The sequence below is a fragment of the Lentzea sp. NPDC054927 genome (genome assembly GCF_053610285.1).
Genome location: NZ_JBSGXZ010000031.1, coordinates 54,790 through 73,731 on the forward strand (window position 1 = coordinate 54,790; position 18,942 = coordinate 73,731).

Sequence of the window (18,942 nt, forward strand, 5' to 3'; positions counted from 1 at the left end):
CCCGCTGAACATACGTGCGGAATCGTCCGCACGCAGTCCATTTCGTCCGCTCATGGGCATGTGCGTGCGGTTGCGCTCGGCGTGAGAGCGACGGTGCTCAAAGAGCTGCTCGCAGCAGATGATCAGGCGATCACTTAGCGGTCATGTGTGCGTGGAATTGATCAAATGTGCGCGGAAACTACAGACTCGCACCGGACCACGGGCGGGTCGCTCCGGCGTAGTCGTCCCCCTCGTACCTGTAGTTGTCGATCTGCACCGGGATGCCGAAGGTGGGGGCGTTGATCATCTTGCCGCGGCCCAGGTAGAGGCCGACGTGGTGGATGTTCCGCGGGGTGCCGTAGAAGACGAGGTCGCCAGGCATCAACGGTTGGCCAGCGGGCACGCGCGGTCCCATGTCGAACTGTTGCTGTGCGGTGCGAAGCAGCTTCACGCCCGCTGCTTCGTACGAGGTCATGGTCAGACCTGAGCAGTCGAAGCCTGGGTGCTTGTAGTCCGGGCCGTTGCCGCCCCAGACGTAGGGCCAACCGAGGTGCTTGCACGCGTAGCTGATCGCCTTCATGACCGTGGCGTTCAGCGTGGCGACGTTGTTGCAGTCGCCGCTTCCTGTGCTGGCGGCGGCTTCCGCGTACTTCGCCGCTTGGTCGAGGACTTTGTCTACGTACCAGTTGGCGTGGTTGTAGGCGAAGATCGCGGCTCGCAGGTCACCGCGGCGAACGCCCTCGTCACACAGCAGGAAGGCTGCGGCGTGGATCGCGTCGTGCGGGTTGTAGCGCGACGGCGGGTCCGCCCCGCCTGGCGGGATCCGGTGAGCCGCCACGACGTTGTTGAAGGTCGAGGCGAGGAACTGCATCGGCCCGCCGGCCCCGGCGAAGTTCTCACCGTGGTGAACGCCGGGCAGGGTGGAGCGCCCGTGATCGGCCTCGACCTTGCCGATGGCGGCCAAGACCGACCAGTCCAGGCCGGGGCAGCTCGGTGCCGCCGCGAGGTAGAGCGCGCAGTAGTCGGGTGGGATGTCCGCGATCTGCGCCGCGCAGTTCGCGGTCGACAAGCCGCCGAACAGCGACTCGACCACGGCCTTCGCGCTGTAGCCGACCAGTACCGCGAGCACGAGCAACGACGCCGCGATGCCGGCGGCGATCTTCGTGTACATCCGGTTCAACTCCCCGCTGGTGGGCCGGGACTCCCGGCTGACGGCGGCATCGGCGTCGGCGGCGAGGACGTCGGCCGTGAAGACTCCGGTGCGCGGACCTCGTCTTCGTCGTCGCTGCTGCGGGGTGGCAGCAGGTGATGCCACACCTCAGACAGCTCCACGAGAAGGCGCCGTCGGCTGGTGCCGGGCTTGGCGTCCAGCGGAAGCCACACCGCGTCAGCCGGGCTCGGACGTGGCGAGGCCGGATCGAGCAGCGTGGCCGCGGCGGTGGCGACCGGCACGGTGTGTGGATCGTCGAGCTCGCCCCACACCTGTGTCAGCAGTCGGCGTGCGGCGGCTTCGCGGCGCGAGGTGGGCAGCCAGATCAGCAGGGGCGTGGTGATCCCGCTGGCCTGTGCGAGTGCTGCGTAGCCGGCCAGCTTCCCGGCGAGCTTGGAGAGGACCTCTGTGCCGAAGTCGAACTCGAGAAACCATTCAATCTGCTGGTGGCCGTCGCGCCAGCGGCCATAGCCGTCGGGTTTCACCAGATCGCCGAAGTGCCTGGCGCAGCGGGCTTCCGACCACCACGCCATCAGCGCCTCACTCTGCTGCGGGTGGCGGGCTCGGGCGACCAGCGCGGCGAACCATTCGTTGACGCCGACCGTGTGTGCGAGCCGGAGGCTGTGGGCGATGCCGAAGACCCGGTCGTGCCGGTAGCCCATCTCCTTGACGTCCAGCCCGTCCTCCGCGGCGAGCACTGCCGCTCCCGCGGGCGCGAGGACGTAGTGCATGGGCGCGGTGCCGACGGTCACGAAGGGCTGGAAGCGGTTCACGACGCCCCACGTGTAGAGCTCGCGCAACCGCATCCGGCCAGACCGAAAGCTGGGGAACGCCATCTCGGTGATCTGGTGGGAGGTGAGAACCCGGTGTTCCCAGAGCATCCGGGCGATCCACTTGTCGCGCGGCGTCAGCCGTCCTGCGAGCACTGCTTGGTGCTGCACGCTGTTCGCGACACGCGACCTCGGCCGCGTGGGCTGGTGTCCGCGCAGCGTGCGCTGTCGAGTCGGATTGGTGATCATGATCTACGCCTCCGAGTTGGAGATCAGGTGGTTCGACGTGGGTCCACGCTTCGAGGGCGATCTGTTGGCTGCCGTCGATTCGCAGGACGAGCACTTCCTGTCGGGGAAGCGGTCGGACCTGCAGGCCGGGTGTCGGCCGTGTCTCTCGCGATCGCGCGGATTTCCTTCGCACGGCCGGGGACAGCGGGCGGAAGCGGAGTCGTGCGCATCGTGAACGCGGGAGTCTCTCCGCCGTTGACCACGAGTCGGACGGCCGCGTGATACGGGCCCAGGTTGGAGAGGTCGTGCTCTGACAACCGCGGCGCGGTGTGTCGGGACAGGTCGCGCGCGTCCTCTGGCGATGCACTGAAGAAGATCTTGCTGCGGGCGTTGGTCGACAAGCCCTCGCGCAGTTCGCGTGTCAGCTGGTGGCCGTGCTGGTGCGCTAGAACCTTCCTGAGGTGGAAGCCGCGGGCTTCGGCGAGCATGTCTTCGATCGGGTACGGGAGGTTGAGGAAGTTGTGGCACTCGTCGATCACCAGGCTCGCGTCACGCCGTAGCCGCTGAGGAATGCGGGCCCGAGCGGTCGCTGCTTGCCAGGTGCGCGCGACGACCACGGATCCGACCAGCCGGGTGGTCTCCTCACCGAGCGAGCCCTTGGGGATGCGGACGAGGCAGATCCCGCCGTCCAGCACCTCGCCCATGTCCACGGTGGACTGGCCGCCCGCGATGGCGTCGCGCACGAACGGCCGCAGCAGGAAGGCGCGCAGCTTGTTCATCAGCGGGCTGATCACCTGGCTGCGCTGCGAATCGGTGAGTTCCTCGTACCAGGACCAGAAACCTCGCAGCACGGGATCGGTGACGCCTGCCGTCACGCGGCTGCGGAACGCTTCGTCTGCGAGCAGCTTCGGCAAGTCAGCCAGCGTGGCGACGCCTTCCTGGGTGCGCAGCGTCAGGCAGGCCGCGCGCATGACGTCGTCGGTACGCGGCCCCCAGAACGCCGAGTAGACCCGGCGGAAGATCGACACGAGGTTGTCGACGGCAAGGTCGGTTTCGCCACCGTCGAGCGGGTTCAGGCACGGCGGCCGGGTCTTGCTGTCCGCGTCGAAGATCACCACGCGGTCGGCGACCGCGCGGGGCAAGCGGGACAGGACGTCGGTGACGAGGTCGCCCTTGGGGTCGATCAGCACGATTCCCCGACCGGCTTCGGCGTCAGCGAGGATCATGTTGCCCAGCAGGGTGGACTTGCCGGAGCCCGTGGCGCCCATGACGTGCACGTGGTGGCGGCCGTCCGGGACCCGAAGCGCGACAGCACGTTCGTGGCCCGCGTCGGTGACGCCGAGAGGCACAGCATCGGGACCTGGCACGGCTACGCCCGGCGGTGGTGCGACCGCGCGAGCTCCGGCGCGCTGGATGCCGGCGATGCTCGCGTCGGTCGGCAAGTGTCCGATCGCAGCAAGCTCCGGCACCGACAACAGGTCTCCCGTGCCGAGGCGACGAGAGTTGACCACGTCGCCGGGGCGCCGGAGGCGGCGGCGGGTGTAGTGGTTGTGCTCGGTGTAGGAAGCGAACGAGGCCGCGAGTGCGTGTGCCCGGCCACGTGCGATGTCACGAGCCTCGCGGAGCTGAGCGTCGCCGGTGTCGACGGGCAGCAAGGTGGCCACGGCGTACCGGACGGCGGTCTCGAACTGCGAACCTCGCTGCTTGGTGACGATGGCGCGGTTCTGGGCGCTGAACTCCAGCGAAGTCTGCGGGTTGCTGTGCAACGCTCCCGCGGCTATGCGGCCGGTCGTACGACGTGACTTCGTTGTGGCACCAGGAGTGATGAAGTCCAGCAGCCGACCGACGAGACGGGTCGACCCTCCGCTGTGGACTCGGCCTGCCGCACGGCGAGCCCGCTGAACCCGGCGTCCAGTGACAGGGCGAGCCAGGATCTGCACGCACGCGTACTCGTACCGCCCTAGCCCGACCGGTGCGCCGAGGAGCGCTCGAAGTGGATCGGCGTCGAAGGCGTCGCGGATCGGCAGCGCTTCGGGCCGGGCGAGCCGAAGTTCACCACCAACCACCAGCCGACGCTGGCCGTCACCGGGAGTGGGAAGCGGCGGACTTGCCGGGGTCACGCGGGTGTGCGCGCCCGGCCACGCGGCTTCGACCGCGCGCTCCACCAAGCCGGGCGGGATGACGCCCGGCACCCATAGCCGGATCGCAACACCGGTTTCCGAGAACAGGTACTCGAACGCCAGGTGCGGCTGTCCGCTGAACATCCGGCGCCAGCCCGGACGCAGCAGGCCGACGAGGTTCGACCACAGCGCTGTTCCGCCTGCGGGATCAACGACTGGCGGCACGACCACGGTGATTTCGCGCGCGTCGGCGACCAGCAGGTCGTGACGGCGACGAGCCCACCACTTGCGCCCGGCGATGAACGCGAGGACGGCGGCAAGGAGCAGCGGGGCAGCAAGTGGTCCCCACTCCAGCGCGAGGCCGAGCACCCGGTTGAAGATCGCGCGCACCGTGCCGGCGGGATCGACCAGGTAGTCCCCGATCATGACTCGTCACCGAATCCGAGATCGACGAACCCGGTTGAGTCGTCCGCGTCGGTCGTGTCGGCGTAGGCGGCCAGTTCGGCGGGGCTGCTGGTGACGAGGTAGTGCTCGGTCGGGGAGGCGATGCTCTGGAACGCGACCCGTTGCGTTCCAGCGGACAGCAGACCTTGGCCGCGATCAGCCGACAGGAGAAAGGCGCGTTCGCCGGCGGACAGGTTGAAGGCGCGCGTGACTTCGTTGATTGCTTGCGGTGCTTGCCGCAGCAGGATCTGTGTGGCGGCGTTGGCGACCACCGCCAGTCCGAGCTGGGTGCTGAGCAGATCGCCCTCGTCCTGAGTGATGATCTTGAGCCCGGCCCAGTGTCGGCGCGACGCCTTGGCCATGCGGAGCAGGAACTCCGCGCCGGAACGCTCGCGCATCAGCAGCCATGCCTCGTCCACGACGACGAGGCGCTGCCTGCGGATCGCGGGATTGGACACCCGCCGCCACAGGGCGTCGAGGACCAGCAGCGTGCCGATCGCCTTCAGCTCTTCGGGAAGGTCCCGGAGGCTGAACACGGTGAGGTGGCCTTCGGGACTGACGCTGCTGGGCCCGTCGAACAGCTGCTTGAACGAACCGTCGACGAATGGGTGCAACCTCGCCGCGAGCTCCGCCGCAGCCTTGTCCCCGGTCTCACCAGCATGCGCGAGCTCGTCGCGCAACGAGACGAGCCTTGGTGACGGCCGGGTCCAGGTTCGGGTGTCGGCCGTGATGCCCGCGTTCTCGTAGGTCGCCGCGATCGCCTGGTCCAGCGCAGCGCGCTCGGTGGCCTTCAGCTCTGCGCCGAAGAGCACGGATATGACGGTGTGCAGGAACAGCGATCGGCGGACGAGGGCGTCCTTCGGTGCGGTGCGGCGGCCGTCCGCGCGGGTCTGGATGGGAAGGTCGAACGGGTTCAGCCGCACACCGGCGGCACCGAGGTGGACGTAGGTTCCACCGACCGCCGCTGCGAGCCGTGCGTACTCGTCCTCCGGGTCGATGACGGCGATCTCGACGCCGCGATACAGGCTGCGCAACAGCTCGAGCTTGACCAAGTAGGACTTGCCGGCGCCGCTGCGGCCGAGCACGACCGAGTTGTGGTTATGCATCCCAGCGCCGAACTGGTCCCAGTGCACAAGCCCTTGCGAGCCGATGTTGTAGCCGTACAGCACTCCCGCCGGTGCCGCAGCGCTCGCGGGATCAGGCGCCGGCAGGTCCGGACTGGTGAACGGGAACGCCGCGGCCAACGCCGTCGTGTCGAAGGTGCGACGCAGACCGATCAGGTCCAGGCCCAACGGCAGCGTGGAGACCCAGCCCTGCAGGCTCCGGTACGTCGTGTGCTTCGCGTCCAGCAACAAACTCGCGCACAACGACCGCACCGCCGCGACCTCGTCGGCCAAGGACTTCTCCGACGCGGCATGGATCGTCAGGTACAGCCCGACCCGGAACAACTTCCCCTCACCCCGCGCCACCCGCGACGACAAGTCGTAAGCGTCTTCCGTCGCGGCTTCGACGTGCGGGTCGGACAACCGGCCGTGCTCGGCGGTGTGCCTACGTCCGGACTCCAACCGCGCCAGCTGCTTCTTCAACCGGGACGCGGCGGTGGCGGCGTCGATCGGTTCGACGTGCAGCGACACGTCCAGTCGGCCGGGATAGGTGAGCAACGGCGTGAGCCACCCCGCGTGCACCTCGCGTGGGAACCCGACCACGGCGAAGCTGGCGACCCACTCCCCGCCGACTTCGAGATGCCTCGGCGCGACCGACAGGGCGTCCGGGGTGAACGCCGTAGCTGACGGCTGGTGACGTACCGCGCGGGCGCCCATCACGACTGTCCCCGCACGTCGTCGAACTCGTCGTCGTAGTCCCAGTCGCTGTCCCTGCTGCTGTCGAGCAAGCCGTAGTCAATGTCCGAATTGGAGGTGGTGATGACTTCGTCTGCTGCGGCGAGCCCTGCGGACGGCGGCAGCAAGCTGTCGGGATTGCAGGCCGAGGCGAGTACCGCGGTGGCCTGGCTGGCGTCCAGTGGTGTCACCGCGATCCCGGCTGGAGCGAGGAGTTCGATCGCTTCGCCGAGGCGACGCACCAAGCGTGCTTCGGCTGCTCGTCGCTCCCCGGTTGTCGTTCGTCGCGCTCCCCGTTTGCGGCGCTTGCCCGCGAGCGTGCTGAGCACGCTCGGTCCGCCGAGTCCATCCGGCGGTGCGGCGGTCGCGATCGGCTCGCGGACCACGAGCAACACCTGCCGGCGCAGCAGCTCGGTTTGCGCGCCGAGCTGCGCGAGGTAGTTGGCGTGCTCGAACGCTGCGGCTTCCAGCGCGGGATGAGGGAGACCTCCAGCGCGGTCGCGCAGCTCGGCGATTTGAGCGGAGAGATCGAGGCGGTCGGTGCGCACCAGCACCTGAACCGGGGCGGTCAGCGAGTGCAGGTACCGGCCGAACGACGCGACCAGTGCGTCCTGTTCGTTCGGTGTTCGCAGCGCGAAGTTCACGGTGGAGGCCACCGCGACAACGGCGAGGCCGTCGACGCCGAGATCAACCACGCCGGCCTCGGTGACACCTTCCGCGGGCAACTGAAGCGACGACGGAGACACGGCCTCGTCCCCGTCGCCGAGCCAGGCCGGTGCCGGCAGCACGCCGTCGGGCGCGGTGACGCGATGCCGTGGCGCGAGGCGTTGGCGGAGCGCGGCGAGCAGCAGCTTGTCCATCGGCACGCCGTCGCGCTTGCCCAAGGCGATGGTCGCCGAGGCGACGGCGAACGGAACCGCGAAGGTGAGGAAGAGCGGCAACGGCAGGAACGCGCTCGTGCCCATCCAGATCAGGTAGAGCACTGCTGCTGCACCGGCGAGGACAGCCAGCTGGCGCGCGGTCAGCGGGCCGAGCACACGGTCGTGCATGTCGACATCGGCCGGGATGCGAACAGGTGCGGTCATGGCCGAGCACCTCCAGGTTTCGGGCGGGGCGGTTTCGGCAGGTCCAGCGGTAGCCGGAGCTGTCGTTTGCTGCGCCACGCGAGGCGGTCGTCTGGTGTCGGCGCGGGTGACGCGGGCTTGGGCGGCGTTGTCCTGGCGACGTCGTCCAAGGGCAGTGAGTACTGGCCGTCGCGCGACGGCCGGTTGCCCTTGTAGGGGTCGAACGGCAGCTCGAGCTGCCGACCGGACCGGGGTGCCGTCCTTGGCGTGGAACTTGCCGTGGCACCGGTCGGTCGCGGTGCTCGCTTGACATTCAGCGGGAGGCGGTACTGCCCGTCGCGGCCGAGGACGGGCCGGTTCTCCGGCCATCCGTGCTCGAACGGCAACGTCAGCTGTCCCTTGGGCCGCACCGCGGTTGTCGGTTCGGCGGCATCGTGTTTGGGCTTTGCCTTCACCTTGCGCAGCCCGCCCAAGGGCAGCATGTACTGGCCGTCGCCCGTGGTGCGCGTGTTCGCGTACGGGTCGGTGGGACCGCTCTGCCCGCCGCCACGGCGGCCGTGTCCGCTGTGGGCGGCGGTCGCGGCGGTTGCGGTCGCGCCCTTCAGGAGGCCGAAGGTCTTGTACATCAGGAAGCCGCGGATCAGCGAGCCGAGGAACGTACGCCCGCCACCACCGATCTGGATGTGGTGCATGACCCAACCCGGAATCTTGACCAGCACCCACAGCAGTGCGCCGGTGACGATCAGGTTGATGAGACCGCTCGGTGTGGGGCCGAAGATCGTGAAGCCGCCTTCGGCGAAGAACACACGCAACGCCGCGATGAGGGCCAGCGACTGTCCGACTTGGATTCCCAGCACCCCGAAGAAGGCCCGCCACCACCAGCGCGCGATGCCGTCAGTCTGCTCAAGCCCGTGGCAGATGAGGAACAGCGGAGCCCCGGCCAACAGGATGACCGTCACCGCCACCCGCATCACGTAGGTACCCACCAACGAGATGAGCAGCACGACGAGGCCGAGCGAGATCAGCGTCCCGAAGAGACCGGCGCTGGTGATCGAGCTCATCACCGTCTGCGTCAGCAAGATGCTGAGGGTTTTCGCCGTGCTGCTGGGATCTAGTCCCATGCCGAGCAGGCCGGTGGACAGCGCGTTGGCGAACTCGATGGCCTTGCCCGCCAGCAACAGCGACAGGTTCGCCGCGAGGAATCCCACCGCGATGCGCGGCGCGACCTGCCGGATCGTCGTGCGCGTCTGCAGCGTCTCGTAGGCCATCAGCACGATCCCGGCCACCATGACCAGCAGGGCGTACGACGCGACGGCGATGCCGCGCGAGGACTCCCACAGCTCGCCCACTCGCGGCAGCTGCTCCAGCGTCGGCGTGGCCAGCAGCGTCTCGCCCACCAGCTTCAGCAACGAGTTGAGCGCACCGACCACCAACGCCCAGAAAAAGCTGTTGATGCCGTCGGCCACACATGCGCCGATATCGGTGATGCCGCACTCGCCACCCGATGGGCTAGGCGGAGGAGGCGGTGTCGGTGGCTCGGCTGCTGCAACGCCGCGACCAACCAGAGTGAGGAATGTGGCCAGCAGAACTACGACGGTTCGACGCCACGTCGGACCGCGCAAGAGACTCGTCGTGGACATGGCCTACGCCCCCACGATGCCCTTGAGCACGGCGACGAGCAGCGGCGCGAGCGCAGCCAATGCGTAGCCCCAACCGGCGGCTTTGAAGGCCTCCTTGGACTTCTCCTGCTCGCTGGGATCGCCGCCACCGAAGACGCGCCGGACTCCGCCGATGGTCGCCGCCACCGTCGCGAGCCCGGCGAGGATGCCCATCAACCAGTTGCGGATGTTGTTCAGAACTTGGTCGACGCTCTCGGCGATCGCCAGCACCGAGGTGTCGGCGGCCGCCGTTGTTGCCGAGGCCAGCAACGCCACCAGGAGCAGCCCGGCGATCAGCGGACCCCGCCGCCGAACGACAGCGCTCCGACGTGTGGTGTCGTTTTCGTTGGAACGAGAGCGAACGGGGATTCGTGTCAGGCGCATCGCGACACTCCCGGAGTTGAGTCCGAAGTGCACTCAGACAGCTCGGACGAGGTGTGCGCGGGAGCTGCTTTCCTCCCGCACCCCTGAACTCCGCGAATTCGCCGTCGCGGGGACACTCCGCTGTGGACTTTCGCGTCCGATGCCCCCGCCCTGACCGACCTTGCGGCAGCGTCGGTGATGACGACCGAGTCGGCGACGTAGTCGGCCACGTCCGCTTCGCTGCCGTTGTCCGCAGCCGTGCTCGCGCCGTCGCGCAGGTAAGCGACGAGTCGTAGTTCGGCGCGTTGCCGCGCCTTCTTCGCCGCCTCGTAGGACAAGCCGCGTTCAGTCGCGGCGTCCGCGAGAGCGATGCCTTCCAAACGCGTCGAGCCGATCAGTTCTGCCTCGGCGGAGGTGATCGCGCCCTCTGCGACAGCGCGGGCGAGGACGAAGTCGGGATGACCCCACGGAGGCGGCGGAAGGGTTGAGCGGAACCCGTGTCCGGACGGCACCGGCGCGTCGAGAGCTTCGCGTACCGCGGCGTGCCCGGCGCGGTACGCCGCCCAGCGCAGCCGCAGCATGATGCGGGGCTTGCGCAGATCCACCACGGCGAGCTCGGCGACGAATCCGGCGAGCACTGCGGCGTGGATGTCGCTGGGGTCGTCGGCGAACTTCGCGGACAACGTCGACGCGGTGGCGATCAGCGCCGGCAGTGCCACCCCGACGCAGCCGACAGTCCAGGTGGCACCGTCGGTGCGAGCACGCAGGACCAAATGAGCCCACACCGCGTCCCGCAGTTTCTGCGAACAGCCGCGGCGCAGCAGCCGGTTGCGCACCTCGTCGAGAGGAACCTGCTGAGGCGGGAGACCGGGGAACACGCGGCCGTCGAGTGACACCGGATGCGGGCCGGTGACCAACCACTCGAACGCCGATCGCGCGGCGTCCAAAGGCATGCCATCGCGCCCGAAACCAGAGCGCGCAGTCCTGCGATGCGAAGTCATGGGATTACCCCTGAAACGAGTCGGAAGATTGACTCGCTCAGGACGCCACAACGGGTGGCACCAGCCTCTTACCGCGAAGGCACCGAACTACTACCGCTCGCTTACCAGCGATCAATCAGGCCCTCAGACCGGGCCTCCTGCCAGCGCAGATCATCGACTGCGACCGCCGACCACCTGCGCGGTAATAGCCCGGTGACACCTTGGTAAGACGTCGTCGCACGATCGCCGGAATTACTCCAGGAAATTTGCGAATGCCGCATCAGCACTTCGTAGTGCCCTGTCCCCGCGGCCACTTTATTTCGGAGTTCAGGGGTGTCATCAGCGCCTCGCAATCGCGGCGCCCCCAGTCTGCGGAGGGACAACCCGTGACCGACTCCGACACTCCCGGCAACCGCGCTCGCCGCGCTCATGCCGATCGCACTCGCCCAAGCTCAGCAGGACCTCGAGGCCGCCGGAACGAGGACCGTCGACCGTGGCCGACCGCCCCGAACATCAGCCACGTCAGCCCGGCGAAACCTGCTCCTGGGACCAGTCGCACGCAGGCACGCGGCTCCGCCTCGACTCCGACGCCGGCAACCGTGTGGACCGCTGGGCCGACCGGGATCGACGTCGACGCCACCTGGCCAGCCGAACTCGTCGAGAAGATCGTGTCGTCGTTCAGCTCTGCGGGCGATCGGGTCGTGCTGTTGCCGTGGCCAACGCGCACAAGCCTGGGCGTAGTCGACCACGACGGCGTCGTTCGACGCTCACCCGACGCCGATGCAGATCCTGAGTTGGACGACGCCCGGCACGCTGTCGAGCGCCTTGGTCGCGAGGCGCGTCTCGGCCGTGTCCGTGCCGACGCGGAAGCGAACGAAGCCGCGTCGCATGTCGTGGACCCGCTCGAACAGGCAGACCTGGTCATCGCCAGCGTGCACCCGAGCCACTTCGGCGGCGGCGCCAGCGACCTCGTCGCGCTGACCGCGGCGCAGTTGCTGCGCTCCGGCGGCATCCTCGTCGTTCTCACGCACTGCGACTGGACGACCGGCGAACTGCACGACCCAACAGGCCAAGCCGTGGCGTCCGCGCAGAACGCGGACCTGCTCTACCTCCAGCACGTAGTCGCCGTGCACGTGCCGGTGCACGACGGGTGCTTCCGGCTCACCGACGAGCACCTCACAAACGGTTCGTCCAGTGACGAGGCGGCCCGAGGACGACACCGTGCCCAGGTGCGCGGCCTGCCTGAACCACACCTGCGCATCCACTCCGACGTCCTGGTCTTCGCCCAGCCGCACAACCGCCAGCGCGCCCAGCTGGACACCACCGACAAGAGCGGAGACCTCCGATGAGCAAGCCCACGAAGAGCGCCTCCACCGTCACCCTTGTGGACAAAGCTGTGGACGACACGACGACCGACACTCGGCCGCCTGGTACCTCCAGCGTCTCGCCGCAGGAAGTCTCTGTGTCCGTGTGGACGACCGCGCAGGCCTCACCGGCTTCGCAGCGCAAGAACAAGTACGTCCCCGAGTCGACCGCGCATCCCGCGAAGATGCTGCCCGAGGTGGTGCGGCACGCGGTCACCCACTACACGGAGCCGGGCGACCTGATCCTGGACCCGATGTGCGGCATCGGCACCACTCTCGTCGAAGCCGTGCGCCTGGGCCGCCGCGCCGTCGGCGTCGAGTACGAACCTCACTGGGTCGACGTCGCTCGAGCGAACCTCAACCTCGCGCGCGAACACGGCCACGACTCCGACGCCGAGGTAGTCCACGGCGACGCGCGCCAGCTCATCACGCTGCTGCCGGAGAAGTACGTGGGACAGGCCGCGCTCGTCGTCACGTCCCCGCCCTACGGCCCGTCGACACACGGGCAGGTCGCGGTCGCGCCGGGAGAGGGTGTGCAGAAGTACCACCACCTCTACGGCAACACGCTCGACCGCGGCAACCTCGCCAACATCGGCCACCACCGCCTGCTCACCGGCTTCACCCGCATCCTCGCCGCGCTACGCACCTTCCTGCGCCCCGGCGGACACATCGCCATCACCATCCGCCCCTGGCGCGAACACTCCGAACTCATCGACCTGCCCTCGCAGATCCTCACCTGCGCCCGCACCGCCGGCCTGATCCCCGTCGAACGCAACGTCGCACTCCTCGCCCGCGCCGCCGAGAACGAGCTCGTGGCGCGCGGCAGCTTCTTCCAGCGCGACTTCATCCGCAAACAGCGCGAGGCCGGACTGCCGCTGCACCTGATCGCGCACGAAGACGTCCTCGTGTTCCGCACCGCACTCACGCGCGGAGCAAGGCGCCGCGCCGCCGACGAACTTCTCGGCGGCAAACAACCGCGGAGCCGGGCGGCATGAACGCCGGCCCCGTGCTCGGATCGCTCTGCACGGGCTACGGCGGACTCGACCTCGGCGTGCTCGCCGCGCTCGGTGGCGGCCGAATCGCGTGGTGCGCGGATCCGGATCCACACGTCGCGCGGATCCTCGCGGCGCGCATGCCAGAGGTGCCGAACCTCGGCGACCTGCGCGCCATCGAGTGGACGCAAGTCGACCCGATCAATGTGCTCGTCGCCGGGTTCCCGTGCCAGGACATCTCCGCCGCCGGAAAGCGCGTCGGCATTGAGAAGGGCGAACGCAGTGGCTTGTGGACAGACATCGTGGCGGGCCTTCGCGTACTACGACCCGCGCTGCTCATCGTGGAGAACGTCGCCGCGCTTCGCTGGCGCAACGGAGGACTCCACCGTGTACTCGGCGACCTGGCCGAAGCGGGGTATGACGCGCTCTGGCGTAGCGTCCGCGCCTGCGACATCGGCGCCCCGCACCGACGCGAACGCGTGTTCCTGCTCGCCTGGCCTCGCACTGGCGCCGCCGCGCATGCTGCCGACGCCGCAAGCGCGCGACGGCGACAACCGCGGGGCGGCCGACCCGGTGCGCCGTCGGCAACTGGGTCACCAGGTCAGCCTGCACGACGCGGTGAACAGCGTCATCAAGGTGCTGCCTACACCGACGGCGTCGGATGCGAAGGCCTGTGCTCACAAGAACCAGAAGGGCGGCCCGTCGCTGGGCGACGAGTGCCGAACGGTCCAGAACGCGTCGTCCCACAACACTTCTACGAACCAGTTGGTGTTCCTGCCGACGCCTCGTGCGACCGACGGGACGAAAGGCTGTCCAGCACAGCGGGGATCCAAGGGCGACCTCATGTTGCCCTCGGCGATCATCCGGTTGCTGTCACAGGGCGAGACGGAGAACGCCGCGTAGGTGCGAGCGTTGATTGGGGTGACTACGCCCCGGCCGTGCGTCGATGGGAACAGCTGCTCGGCAGACCGACGCCCTACCCCATGCAAGCAGGGCAGCACGGCCGCCCCGTGCTCGCTCCAGCCTTCGTCGAACACCTCATGGGCCTACCGCCGGGATGGGTCACCGAGGTCCAACTCCCCCGCACAGCTCAACTGCGCGCTCTGGGAAACGGTGTGATCCCTCAGCAAGCCACCCTCGCGATCTCGCTACTGCTCAACGACTTCACCGCGCTTCTCACCGAGCACGCGTGTCTCGGAAAGCCGGCCGCGTGAGCGCGAGCCGAACACGTCGTGGTAACGCGCCACCGATGCCGGCCAGCTGCTTGACGTTGTCGCAGCCTCACGGACAACCGAGGACCACACCATGAGTAACAACGCACGGCGTCCACGCACCCCCGGCCGTCTCCAACTCTCACGGGCACCCGCGGTTCAACTGCCCGAACCGCGCGACCTAGCTGTGGTGTCTGCGCTGCCAGAAGAGGCGCCGTCATCGCCAGGCGACGAGGCAAGCGCACAAGAGCAGTTGCTCTTCACCGCCGACCAAGCCGCGCAGTTACTTCAGGTTCGCGCGTCGTGGTTGCGCCGACGCGCCACCGCTCGCGCAATCCCCTGCAGATTCCTGGGAAAGCACCTCCGCTTCTCCCGCGAGGACATCGATCAGATCGCCGAGGAAAGCAAGCAAGACGTGCGCACCGGTCCGCGAACTACCCAATCCGGCAAGACTTCACCACCAGCTTGATCCCCTCGTGCAAGCAATGCCTCCATAGGACTGTCAGCAACACCATGCACAGCAAAGGGTTTCCTTCATGGCGTACGCAGAACGTTCAGGCGCCAACTTGTGGCGCGTGCGCTACGAGCGCGACGACGGAACGCTTGGTTCGCTGTCAGGCTTCACGACGGAGGAAGCAGCGAACGCGGAAGCCGCGCGTATGAACCGCGAGGCCCTTCTCGACAACCGTCGCACCAACCCTGCGGCCGCCCAGGAGCCGTTCGGCGGCTGGATCGAACCGTGGTTCGGATCGATCGACGTGGCCGACTCAACCATGGCCCAGTATGAAAGCCTCACTCGCAACCACATCACGCCGCGCTGGGGCACCGTGCCGTTCGAGAGCATCAGCAACATCGCCGTGCACACCTGGGCCGTCAAGCTCCGCGAGAAAGGCCTGGCGCACAACACGATCAAGACCATCATGAAGATCCTGACCATGATGCTCGCCGACGCCGCCGACGAAGGCATCATCCCGGTCAGCCCCATCCGGGTACGACGCCGAGGCCGCCGACGCCATCACCGCAAACCAGAAGCGATCTGGGCATCGCCACTGGAAGTTCTACGCATTGCGCTCCAGGCAGCCACGCTGGTCGGCGAGTGGGCGGCAATCCTCATCATCACCGCCGCCTACACCGGAGCACGCTGGGGTGAGCTCACCGGACTCCAGCGCACCAACATCCATCTCGACGACGGCTTCTTCGTCATCGACCCGGACTTCGGCGCCCTGCACGAAGTCGGCGGCAAGCTCTCCCTCGGCCCGCCCAAGACCGCCGCTTCCGCGCGCATTGTCCCGTTGCCACCATTCCTCATCGACATGTGGCGGTACCTGCTCGGACTGCACGACCACCCGCACATCTTCGTTACGGCGCAACACCAGCTACTACGCCGCTCCAACTTCGCCCGCCGCGCCATGCGCCCGGCCGCCGACGGCAACCTGCACATCACCACCCCGCTCATCCGCGTCCAGCCCGTCAAACCCGGCTTGGTGTTCCACGGACTACGCCACAGCCAGAACACCTGGCTCATCGGAGACGGGATCCCCGAAGTTGCCCGTGCGCTCCGCCTCGGTCACAAGGTCTCCGACAAGATCCGCGAGGTCTACGACCACGTCGCACCCGAGATCGAAGCCAAGATCCTGCGGTGCCTCCAGAAACGCTGGGAAGACTCGCTGGCCGCGCAGTTCCCGAACGGCCTCGTCTTCACCGACGAGAACCGCCTGTTCGCCCTAGCCGCGTAACGTCCGTCGGAGACACCCGCACGGTGGTGAAACGTGTCCACACGAGCTCACATGTAGTACGCGTATCTGCCCTGAGGGCGGTCCTTAGGACCTAGATGCCGCAGAATCTGCCCAACGCGGTCTGCGGTCCTGAGGGTGATGGGCATCCGGCCGTCCAGCTGCGTCTGGTTCCAGTTCATCTTGGTCAGCGCGAGGAGTTCTTCAGCGAGTTGTTCGGGGCTGGACTCGGTGTCGACCATGCGGAACGAGATAGGTGAGGGCACGTACATGCCGGGATACGTGCGGTAGAACGGCACGCTCCCACCTGTGTAGAGCACGTGGTGGTCTTGGTCCAAGCTGAACAGCGTGCCGCGCAGCGGAGGGTAGTAGGCGGAGCGGAAGAGCTTGACGGACTCCTTGGCAGGCAGCCAAAGCAGCTCCAACACCTCAAGCTGAGCCTCATCAGCCGCCGCCCTAAAACCTTCCACCTCGTCTGCGGTAAACGATGAGGTCTTGTGCAACACCACGCGTGCTGGTGGACGCTTGTGCTCAGCGCGGTACCGCTTGAGTGCTTCCCGAAGCAGCCGTTCGGCGTCGTACTGCATGAGGTGTGGCTGCTTGTCGTGCTGGGAAATTGCTGCCTGAGCGCCGCGGACGATCACGCCGTCGCCGCGCTGGTTGAACACCTGCGCCACGCTGGTTTCCAGTGAGGACTGATCAGTGCTGCGATAGAAGGTCACGCCGACATAGCAGCTGTCAAGATCGCTCGACTCGCGGGCGAGTCTCCACGGAACGCCACCCGCCTTGTAGTAGATGGCAGTGAAGAGGTTCCATGCACGTGTCGCCTCGTCCTGGAGGCTCAGGCGTTCGCCGGGCGGAGGTTTAAAGTTCGCGTCCCAGGTGCTGCGCCGGATGATCTGGATCGGCCAGTTGTAGCGCATCGCAACGGCCTTGAGCAGAGCCCTGAAGTCGTCAGCGCGTGCAGGCTGTCCTTTGCTGCTTTCTGTGCCTACTGCGTCAGATTTTGGTTCGACCCGTTCAGCGAGGTCGTCAGGACGGGCGATCAACACGACATCACAGCCGGCTTCTTCGTTGAGCACGTCCAATTCGGCCGCATAGAGGTCCACGGCAGCTTTCACCGCGGCCTGCGGGTGGAGCCCCGCGAGCGCCTTCAGGTCGCGTTCACGGATCGGTCGCTCCAACCTGGCGTCCCACGCCAGCTCAGCACGGAACCCGACGTCAGGATCGAAACCGGGGAATGGAACGTGCAGGTGCCCCAACTTGCCCGGCTTTGCCTCGATGGGCTCGCGGTACCGGTCGATGCAACGGCGCAACCCGTCGATCGCGGACGATGTGCCGACGATCCCGACGCGGATCACCCGCACCGCCGGATTCTGGACGTCTGCCGGGCCGTAATCGGCGATGCCGTGTCGCGGATTGACGTGCCGGGACTTGCCCCCGAACTCCAGCATGGGTTCCTTCAGAACGACTACCTTCACGGCTCCACCTCGAACAGCGTCAGCTCGTCAACGTCCTCCACAGCAAACTCGGCAGTATCGCCACCGGACTCGACGCCTTCCCCCCGCTCGCCCAAGCCCTCAAGCCAGAGGTCGTCATCGATGCCGCTGTCCGTGGTCAACGTGGCGAGGTCCCCGTAGGTGATGATCGTTTCCCTGGGTTCGAAGACACCCTCATCCCCCTTGAGGTAACTCGCCCACATCACGGTATGTCCAAGCACGGCGAGATTGCGGTCAAGCCTCTTGATCCCCGCAAGGAGATCAGACATGTATGCGGACTCATGCTGGCCGTCACGCGTGTAGTGAAAGGTGGGATTCAACGCGCAGAACCACTGCTGCCCGACGAGAAGGAACCTCCAGTCGAGCGCGGCGTGCTTGAGAAAGCCGATCTCCGTCGGCGAATCCCTCCTTGCGGTCGGCGTAACCAACGCGCGGACGCGACCCGTCGTGCTGCGCATGACCCGCGGCGACAGGTCGGGGTTCGCCTTGAAGTAGACGATCTTGCGGCTGCGGTGCCAGGCGCAGTCCACGGCCACGTCACGCCGAAGCGCCTCGTTCAGCAGTTGCACGAGCCACCGCTGCCGCTGTCGGTCGCTTTCCCACTCAGTGGTGCTGTGGACGTCGGTCGGACCACTCACCGCTGACTGGAGCGCCGTCTCCTCCAAGGGCGACCAGGTGAAGATCCGCTTCTCCCGCAGGACGAAATCACGCCGCACGTCCGGGGAGCCCGACTCGATCTGCCGCGCAACTACCTCTCGGACGTCACGAAGCTTCGTCGGTGCGCTGTAGAGCAGTTTCGGGATGTCGACCGCAAGCAGGTTCGACGTGAGAAGCTCCTGACGACGGACAGCCACCGGCACGTGCACACGGCCGTGCGGATCTGCGACGTGAAGAAGGCGGTGTCCAGCGCTCTCGTCGAACCGCTGAGTACGCTTGTCGAACTCCACCCTGCGCGCGGCGCGGCGAGCAGGATCTTTAAAGCTAGCCTGAACGTGTGCCCACCACGCCTCCCCGGTACCCGGATGCGAGCACACCAGTAGCACAGGCTCCTCGGCAGCCATCCAGTAGTCCACATCAGACTGCGTGCACACGAAGTGGAACTTGCGGTCGTTCTCGCCGGGAAACTTGCGATTGGTGGCCTTGCTCTGGACAAGGAGAACCTTGTTCGCCACCTCACCGGTCGAGGGATCACGCAACTCGATCTCCCCGTCGATACCGGCGTCAGTCTTGCGCTCGTGCCACACGAACCCCATCGCGTTCACCAGCACGTGGATGAGCGCGATGCCTCCATCACCGATCTGCTGGCTGGCATCGATCTTCTTCGTCATTCAGCTCCCACGTCAGCCCTGAGGTCCCGACGCCCAGCACGCTACTCGGGGGGTCTGACAAACTGGCCGTCCGGCGCCGGACGGCCGGAGCCGGCGCAGCTGCAACGCCCCATGAACGCTGATTCCCAGCAGTTGCGAGGGCCTAGAACACGTCGCCCGCG

General features: G+C 67.4%; 16 protein-coding genes and 1 pseudogene. 7 read left to right on the forward strand and 10 right to left on the reverse strand.

Going from position 1 to position 18,942, the window contains the following annotated elements; translation table 11 throughout:
* Nucleotides 1-178 precede the first annotated feature (178 nt).
* The 8 genes from ACWGE0_RS31580 to ACWGE0_RS31615 all read right to left on the reverse strand — a co-directional run bounded on the left by ACWGE0_RS31580 (nt 179) and on the right by ACWGE0_RS31615 (nt 10,675).
* The gene (locus ACWGE0_RS31580; protein WP_452264561.1) at nt 179-1,150 is read right to left on the reverse strand and encodes a C40 family peptidase; all 972 of its coding nucleotides are present in this window, start codon (nt 1,148-1,150) and stop codon (nt 179-181) included.
* 5 nt (nt 1,151-1,155) lie between these two features.
* Entirely contained in the window at nt 1,156-2,208 is a 1,053-nt protein-coding gene (locus ACWGE0_RS31585; RefSeq protein ID WP_452264562.1) for a replication-relaxation family protein, read from the reverse strand.
* Between the two features lie 23 nt (nt 2,209-2,231).
* The gene (locus ACWGE0_RS31590) at nt 2,232-4,733 is read right to left on the reverse strand and encodes a type IV secretory system conjugative DNA transfer family protein (protein WP_452264563.1); all 2,502 of its coding nucleotides are present in this window, start codon (nt 4,731-4,733) and stop codon (nt 2,232-2,234) included.
* On the reverse strand, nt 4,730-6,571 hold the full coding sequence (locus ACWGE0_RS31595) for a VirB4 family type IV secretion system protein (RefSeq protein WP_452264564.1): 1,842 nt from the start codon (nt 6,569-6,571) through the stop codon (nt 4,730-4,732). Before ACWGE0_RS31595 ends, ACWGE0_RS31590 begins: the two co-directional genes overlap by 4 nt.
* Nucleotides 6,571-7,674, reverse strand: a complete 1,104-nt coding sequence (locus ACWGE0_RS31600; RefSeq protein WP_452264565.1) for a PrgI family protein — start codon at nt 7,672-7,674, stop codon at nt 6,571-6,573. The genes ACWGE0_RS31595 and ACWGE0_RS31600 overlap by 1 nt, the downstream gene beginning before the upstream one ends.
* Nucleotides 7,671-9,119: a hypothetical protein gene (locus ACWGE0_RS31605; RefSeq protein ID WP_452264566.1), complete on the reverse strand. Its 1,449-nt coding sequence runs from the start codon at nt 9,117-9,119 to the stop codon at nt 7,671-7,673. Before ACWGE0_RS31605 ends, ACWGE0_RS31600 begins: the two co-directional genes overlap by 4 nt.
* Before the next feature lie 177 nt (nt 9,120-9,296).
* A complete protein-coding gene (locus ACWGE0_RS31610) occupies nt 9,297-9,587 on the reverse strand; it encodes a hypothetical protein (protein WP_452264567.1) in 291 nt (96 codons plus the stop codon).
* 98 nt (nt 9,588-9,685) lie between these two features.
* Nucleotides 9,686-10,675, reverse strand: a complete 990-nt coding sequence (locus tag ACWGE0_RS31615) for a hypothetical protein (RefSeq protein WP_452264568.1) — start codon at nt 10,673-10,675, stop codon at nt 9,686-9,688.
* Nucleotides 10,676-11,253: 578 nt separating this feature from the next.
* On the opposite strand from ACWGE0_RS31615, the gene ACWGE0_RS31620 reads away from it, so the two are divergent.
* The 7 genes and pseudogenes from ACWGE0_RS31620 to ACWGE0_RS31650 all read left to right on the forward strand — a co-directional run bounded on the left by ACWGE0_RS31620 (nt 11,254) and on the right by ACWGE0_RS31650 (nt 15,957).
* The gene (locus ACWGE0_RS31620) at nt 11,254-12,003 is read left to right on the forward strand and encodes a hypothetical protein (protein ID WP_452264569.1); all 750 of its coding nucleotides are present in this window, start codon (nt 11,254-11,256) and stop codon (nt 12,001-12,003) included.
* The gene (locus ACWGE0_RS31625) at nt 12,000-13,013 is read left to right on the forward strand and encodes a DNA methyltransferase (protein ID WP_452264570.1); all 1,014 of its coding nucleotides are present in this window, start codon (nt 12,000-12,002) and stop codon (nt 13,011-13,013) included. Before ACWGE0_RS31620 ends, ACWGE0_RS31625 begins: the two co-directional genes overlap by 4 nt.
* Nucleotides 13,010-13,444, forward strand: a pseudogene (locus ACWGE0_RS31630) (DNA cytosine methyltransferase); the annotation flags it as partial. The gene ACWGE0_RS31625 and the pseudogene ACWGE0_RS31630, both read left to right, overlap by 4 nt.
* Nucleotides 13,428-13,913, forward strand: a complete 486-nt coding sequence (locus ACWGE0_RS31635) for a hypothetical protein (RefSeq protein ID WP_452264618.1) — start codon at nt 13,428-13,430, stop codon at nt 13,911-13,913. The pseudogene ACWGE0_RS31630 and the gene ACWGE0_RS31635, both read left to right, overlap by 17 nt.
* 35 nt (nt 13,914-13,948) lie before the next feature.
* The gene (locus ACWGE0_RS31640; RefSeq protein ID WP_452264619.1) at nt 13,949-14,224 is read left to right on the forward strand and encodes a hypothetical protein; all 276 of its coding nucleotides are present in this window, start codon (nt 13,949-13,951) and stop codon (nt 14,222-14,224) included.
* Between the two features lie 91 nt (nt 14,225-14,315).
* Nucleotides 14,316-14,690 (forward strand): helix-turn-helix domain-containing protein, encoded by a 375-nt coding sequence (locus ACWGE0_RS31645; RefSeq protein ID WP_452264571.1) that lies wholly within the window; start codon nt 14,316-14,318, stop codon nt 14,688-14,690.
* A gap of 106 nt (nt 14,691-14,796) precedes the next feature.
* Complete coding sequence (locus tag ACWGE0_RS31650; RefSeq protein ID WP_452264572.1) at nt 14,797-15,957, forward strand: tyrosine-type recombinase/integrase; 1,161 nt, start codon at nt 14,797-14,799, stop codon at nt 15,955-15,957.
* Between the two features lie 47 nt (nt 15,958-16,004).
* On the opposite strand, the gene ACWGE0_RS31655 is transcribed toward ACWGE0_RS31650, so the two are convergent.
* Both ACWGE0_RS31655 and ACWGE0_RS31660 read right to left on the reverse strand, forming a co-directional pair.
* Nucleotides 16,005-17,435 carry an argonaute/piwi family protein gene (locus tag ACWGE0_RS31655; protein WP_452264573.1) on the reverse strand — a complete coding sequence of 477 codons (1,431 nt, stop codon included), beginning with the start codon at nt 17,433-17,435 and terminating at the stop codon, nt 16,005-16,007.
* Nucleotides 17,432-18,781 (reverse strand): DUF4365 domain-containing protein, encoded by a 1,350-nt coding sequence (locus ACWGE0_RS31660; protein ID WP_452264574.1) that lies wholly within the window; start codon nt 18,779-18,781, stop codon nt 17,432-17,434. The genes ACWGE0_RS31655 and ACWGE0_RS31660 overlap by 4 nt, the downstream gene beginning before the upstream one ends.
* Nucleotides 18,782-18,942: the final 161 nt, after the last annotated feature.

What these genes read in the sequence shown, in the direction of transcription:
- ACWGE0_RS31580 (WP_452264561.1), bottom strand. Translation starts at nt 1,150, where the DNA reads ATGTACACGAAGATCGCCGCCGGCATCGCGGCGTCGTTGCTCGTGCTC.
- ACWGE0_RS31625 (WP_452264570.1), top strand. Translation starts at nt 12,000, where the DNA reads ATGAGCAAGCCCACGAAGAGCGCCTCCACCGTCACCCTTGTGGACAAA.
- ACWGE0_RS31615 (WP_452264568.1), bottom strand. Translation starts at nt 10,675, where the DNA reads ATGACTTCGCATCGCAGGACTGCGCGCTCTGGTTTCGGGCGCGATGGC.
- ACWGE0_RS31590 (WP_452264563.1), bottom strand. Translation starts at nt 4,733, where the DNA reads ATGATCGGGGACTACCTGGTCGATCCCGCCGGCACGGTGCGCGCGATC.
- ACWGE0_RS31635 (WP_452264618.1), top strand. Translation starts at nt 13,428, where the DNA reads ATGACGCGCTCTGGCGTAGCGTCCGCGCCTGCGACATCGGCGCCCCGC.
- ACWGE0_RS31645 (WP_452264571.1), top strand. Translation starts at nt 14,316, where the DNA reads ATGAGTAACAACGCACGGCGTCCACGCACCCCCGGCCGTCTCCAACTC.
- ACWGE0_RS31600 (WP_452264565.1), bottom strand. Translation starts at nt 7,674, where the DNA reads ATGACCGCACCTGTTCGCATCCCGGCCGATGTCGACATGCACGACCGT.
- ACWGE0_RS31595 (WP_452264564.1), bottom strand. Translation starts at nt 6,571, where the DNA reads ATGGGCGCCCGCGCGGTACGTCACCAGCCGTCAGCTACGGCGTTCACC.
- ACWGE0_RS31660 (WP_452264574.1), bottom strand. Translation starts at nt 18,781, where the DNA reads ATGACGAAGAAGATCGATGCCAGCCAGCAGATCGGTGATGGAGGCATC.
- ACWGE0_RS31585 (WP_452264562.1), bottom strand. Translation starts at nt 2,208, where the DNA reads ATGATCACCAATCCGACTCGACAGCGCACGCTGCGCGGACACCAGCCC.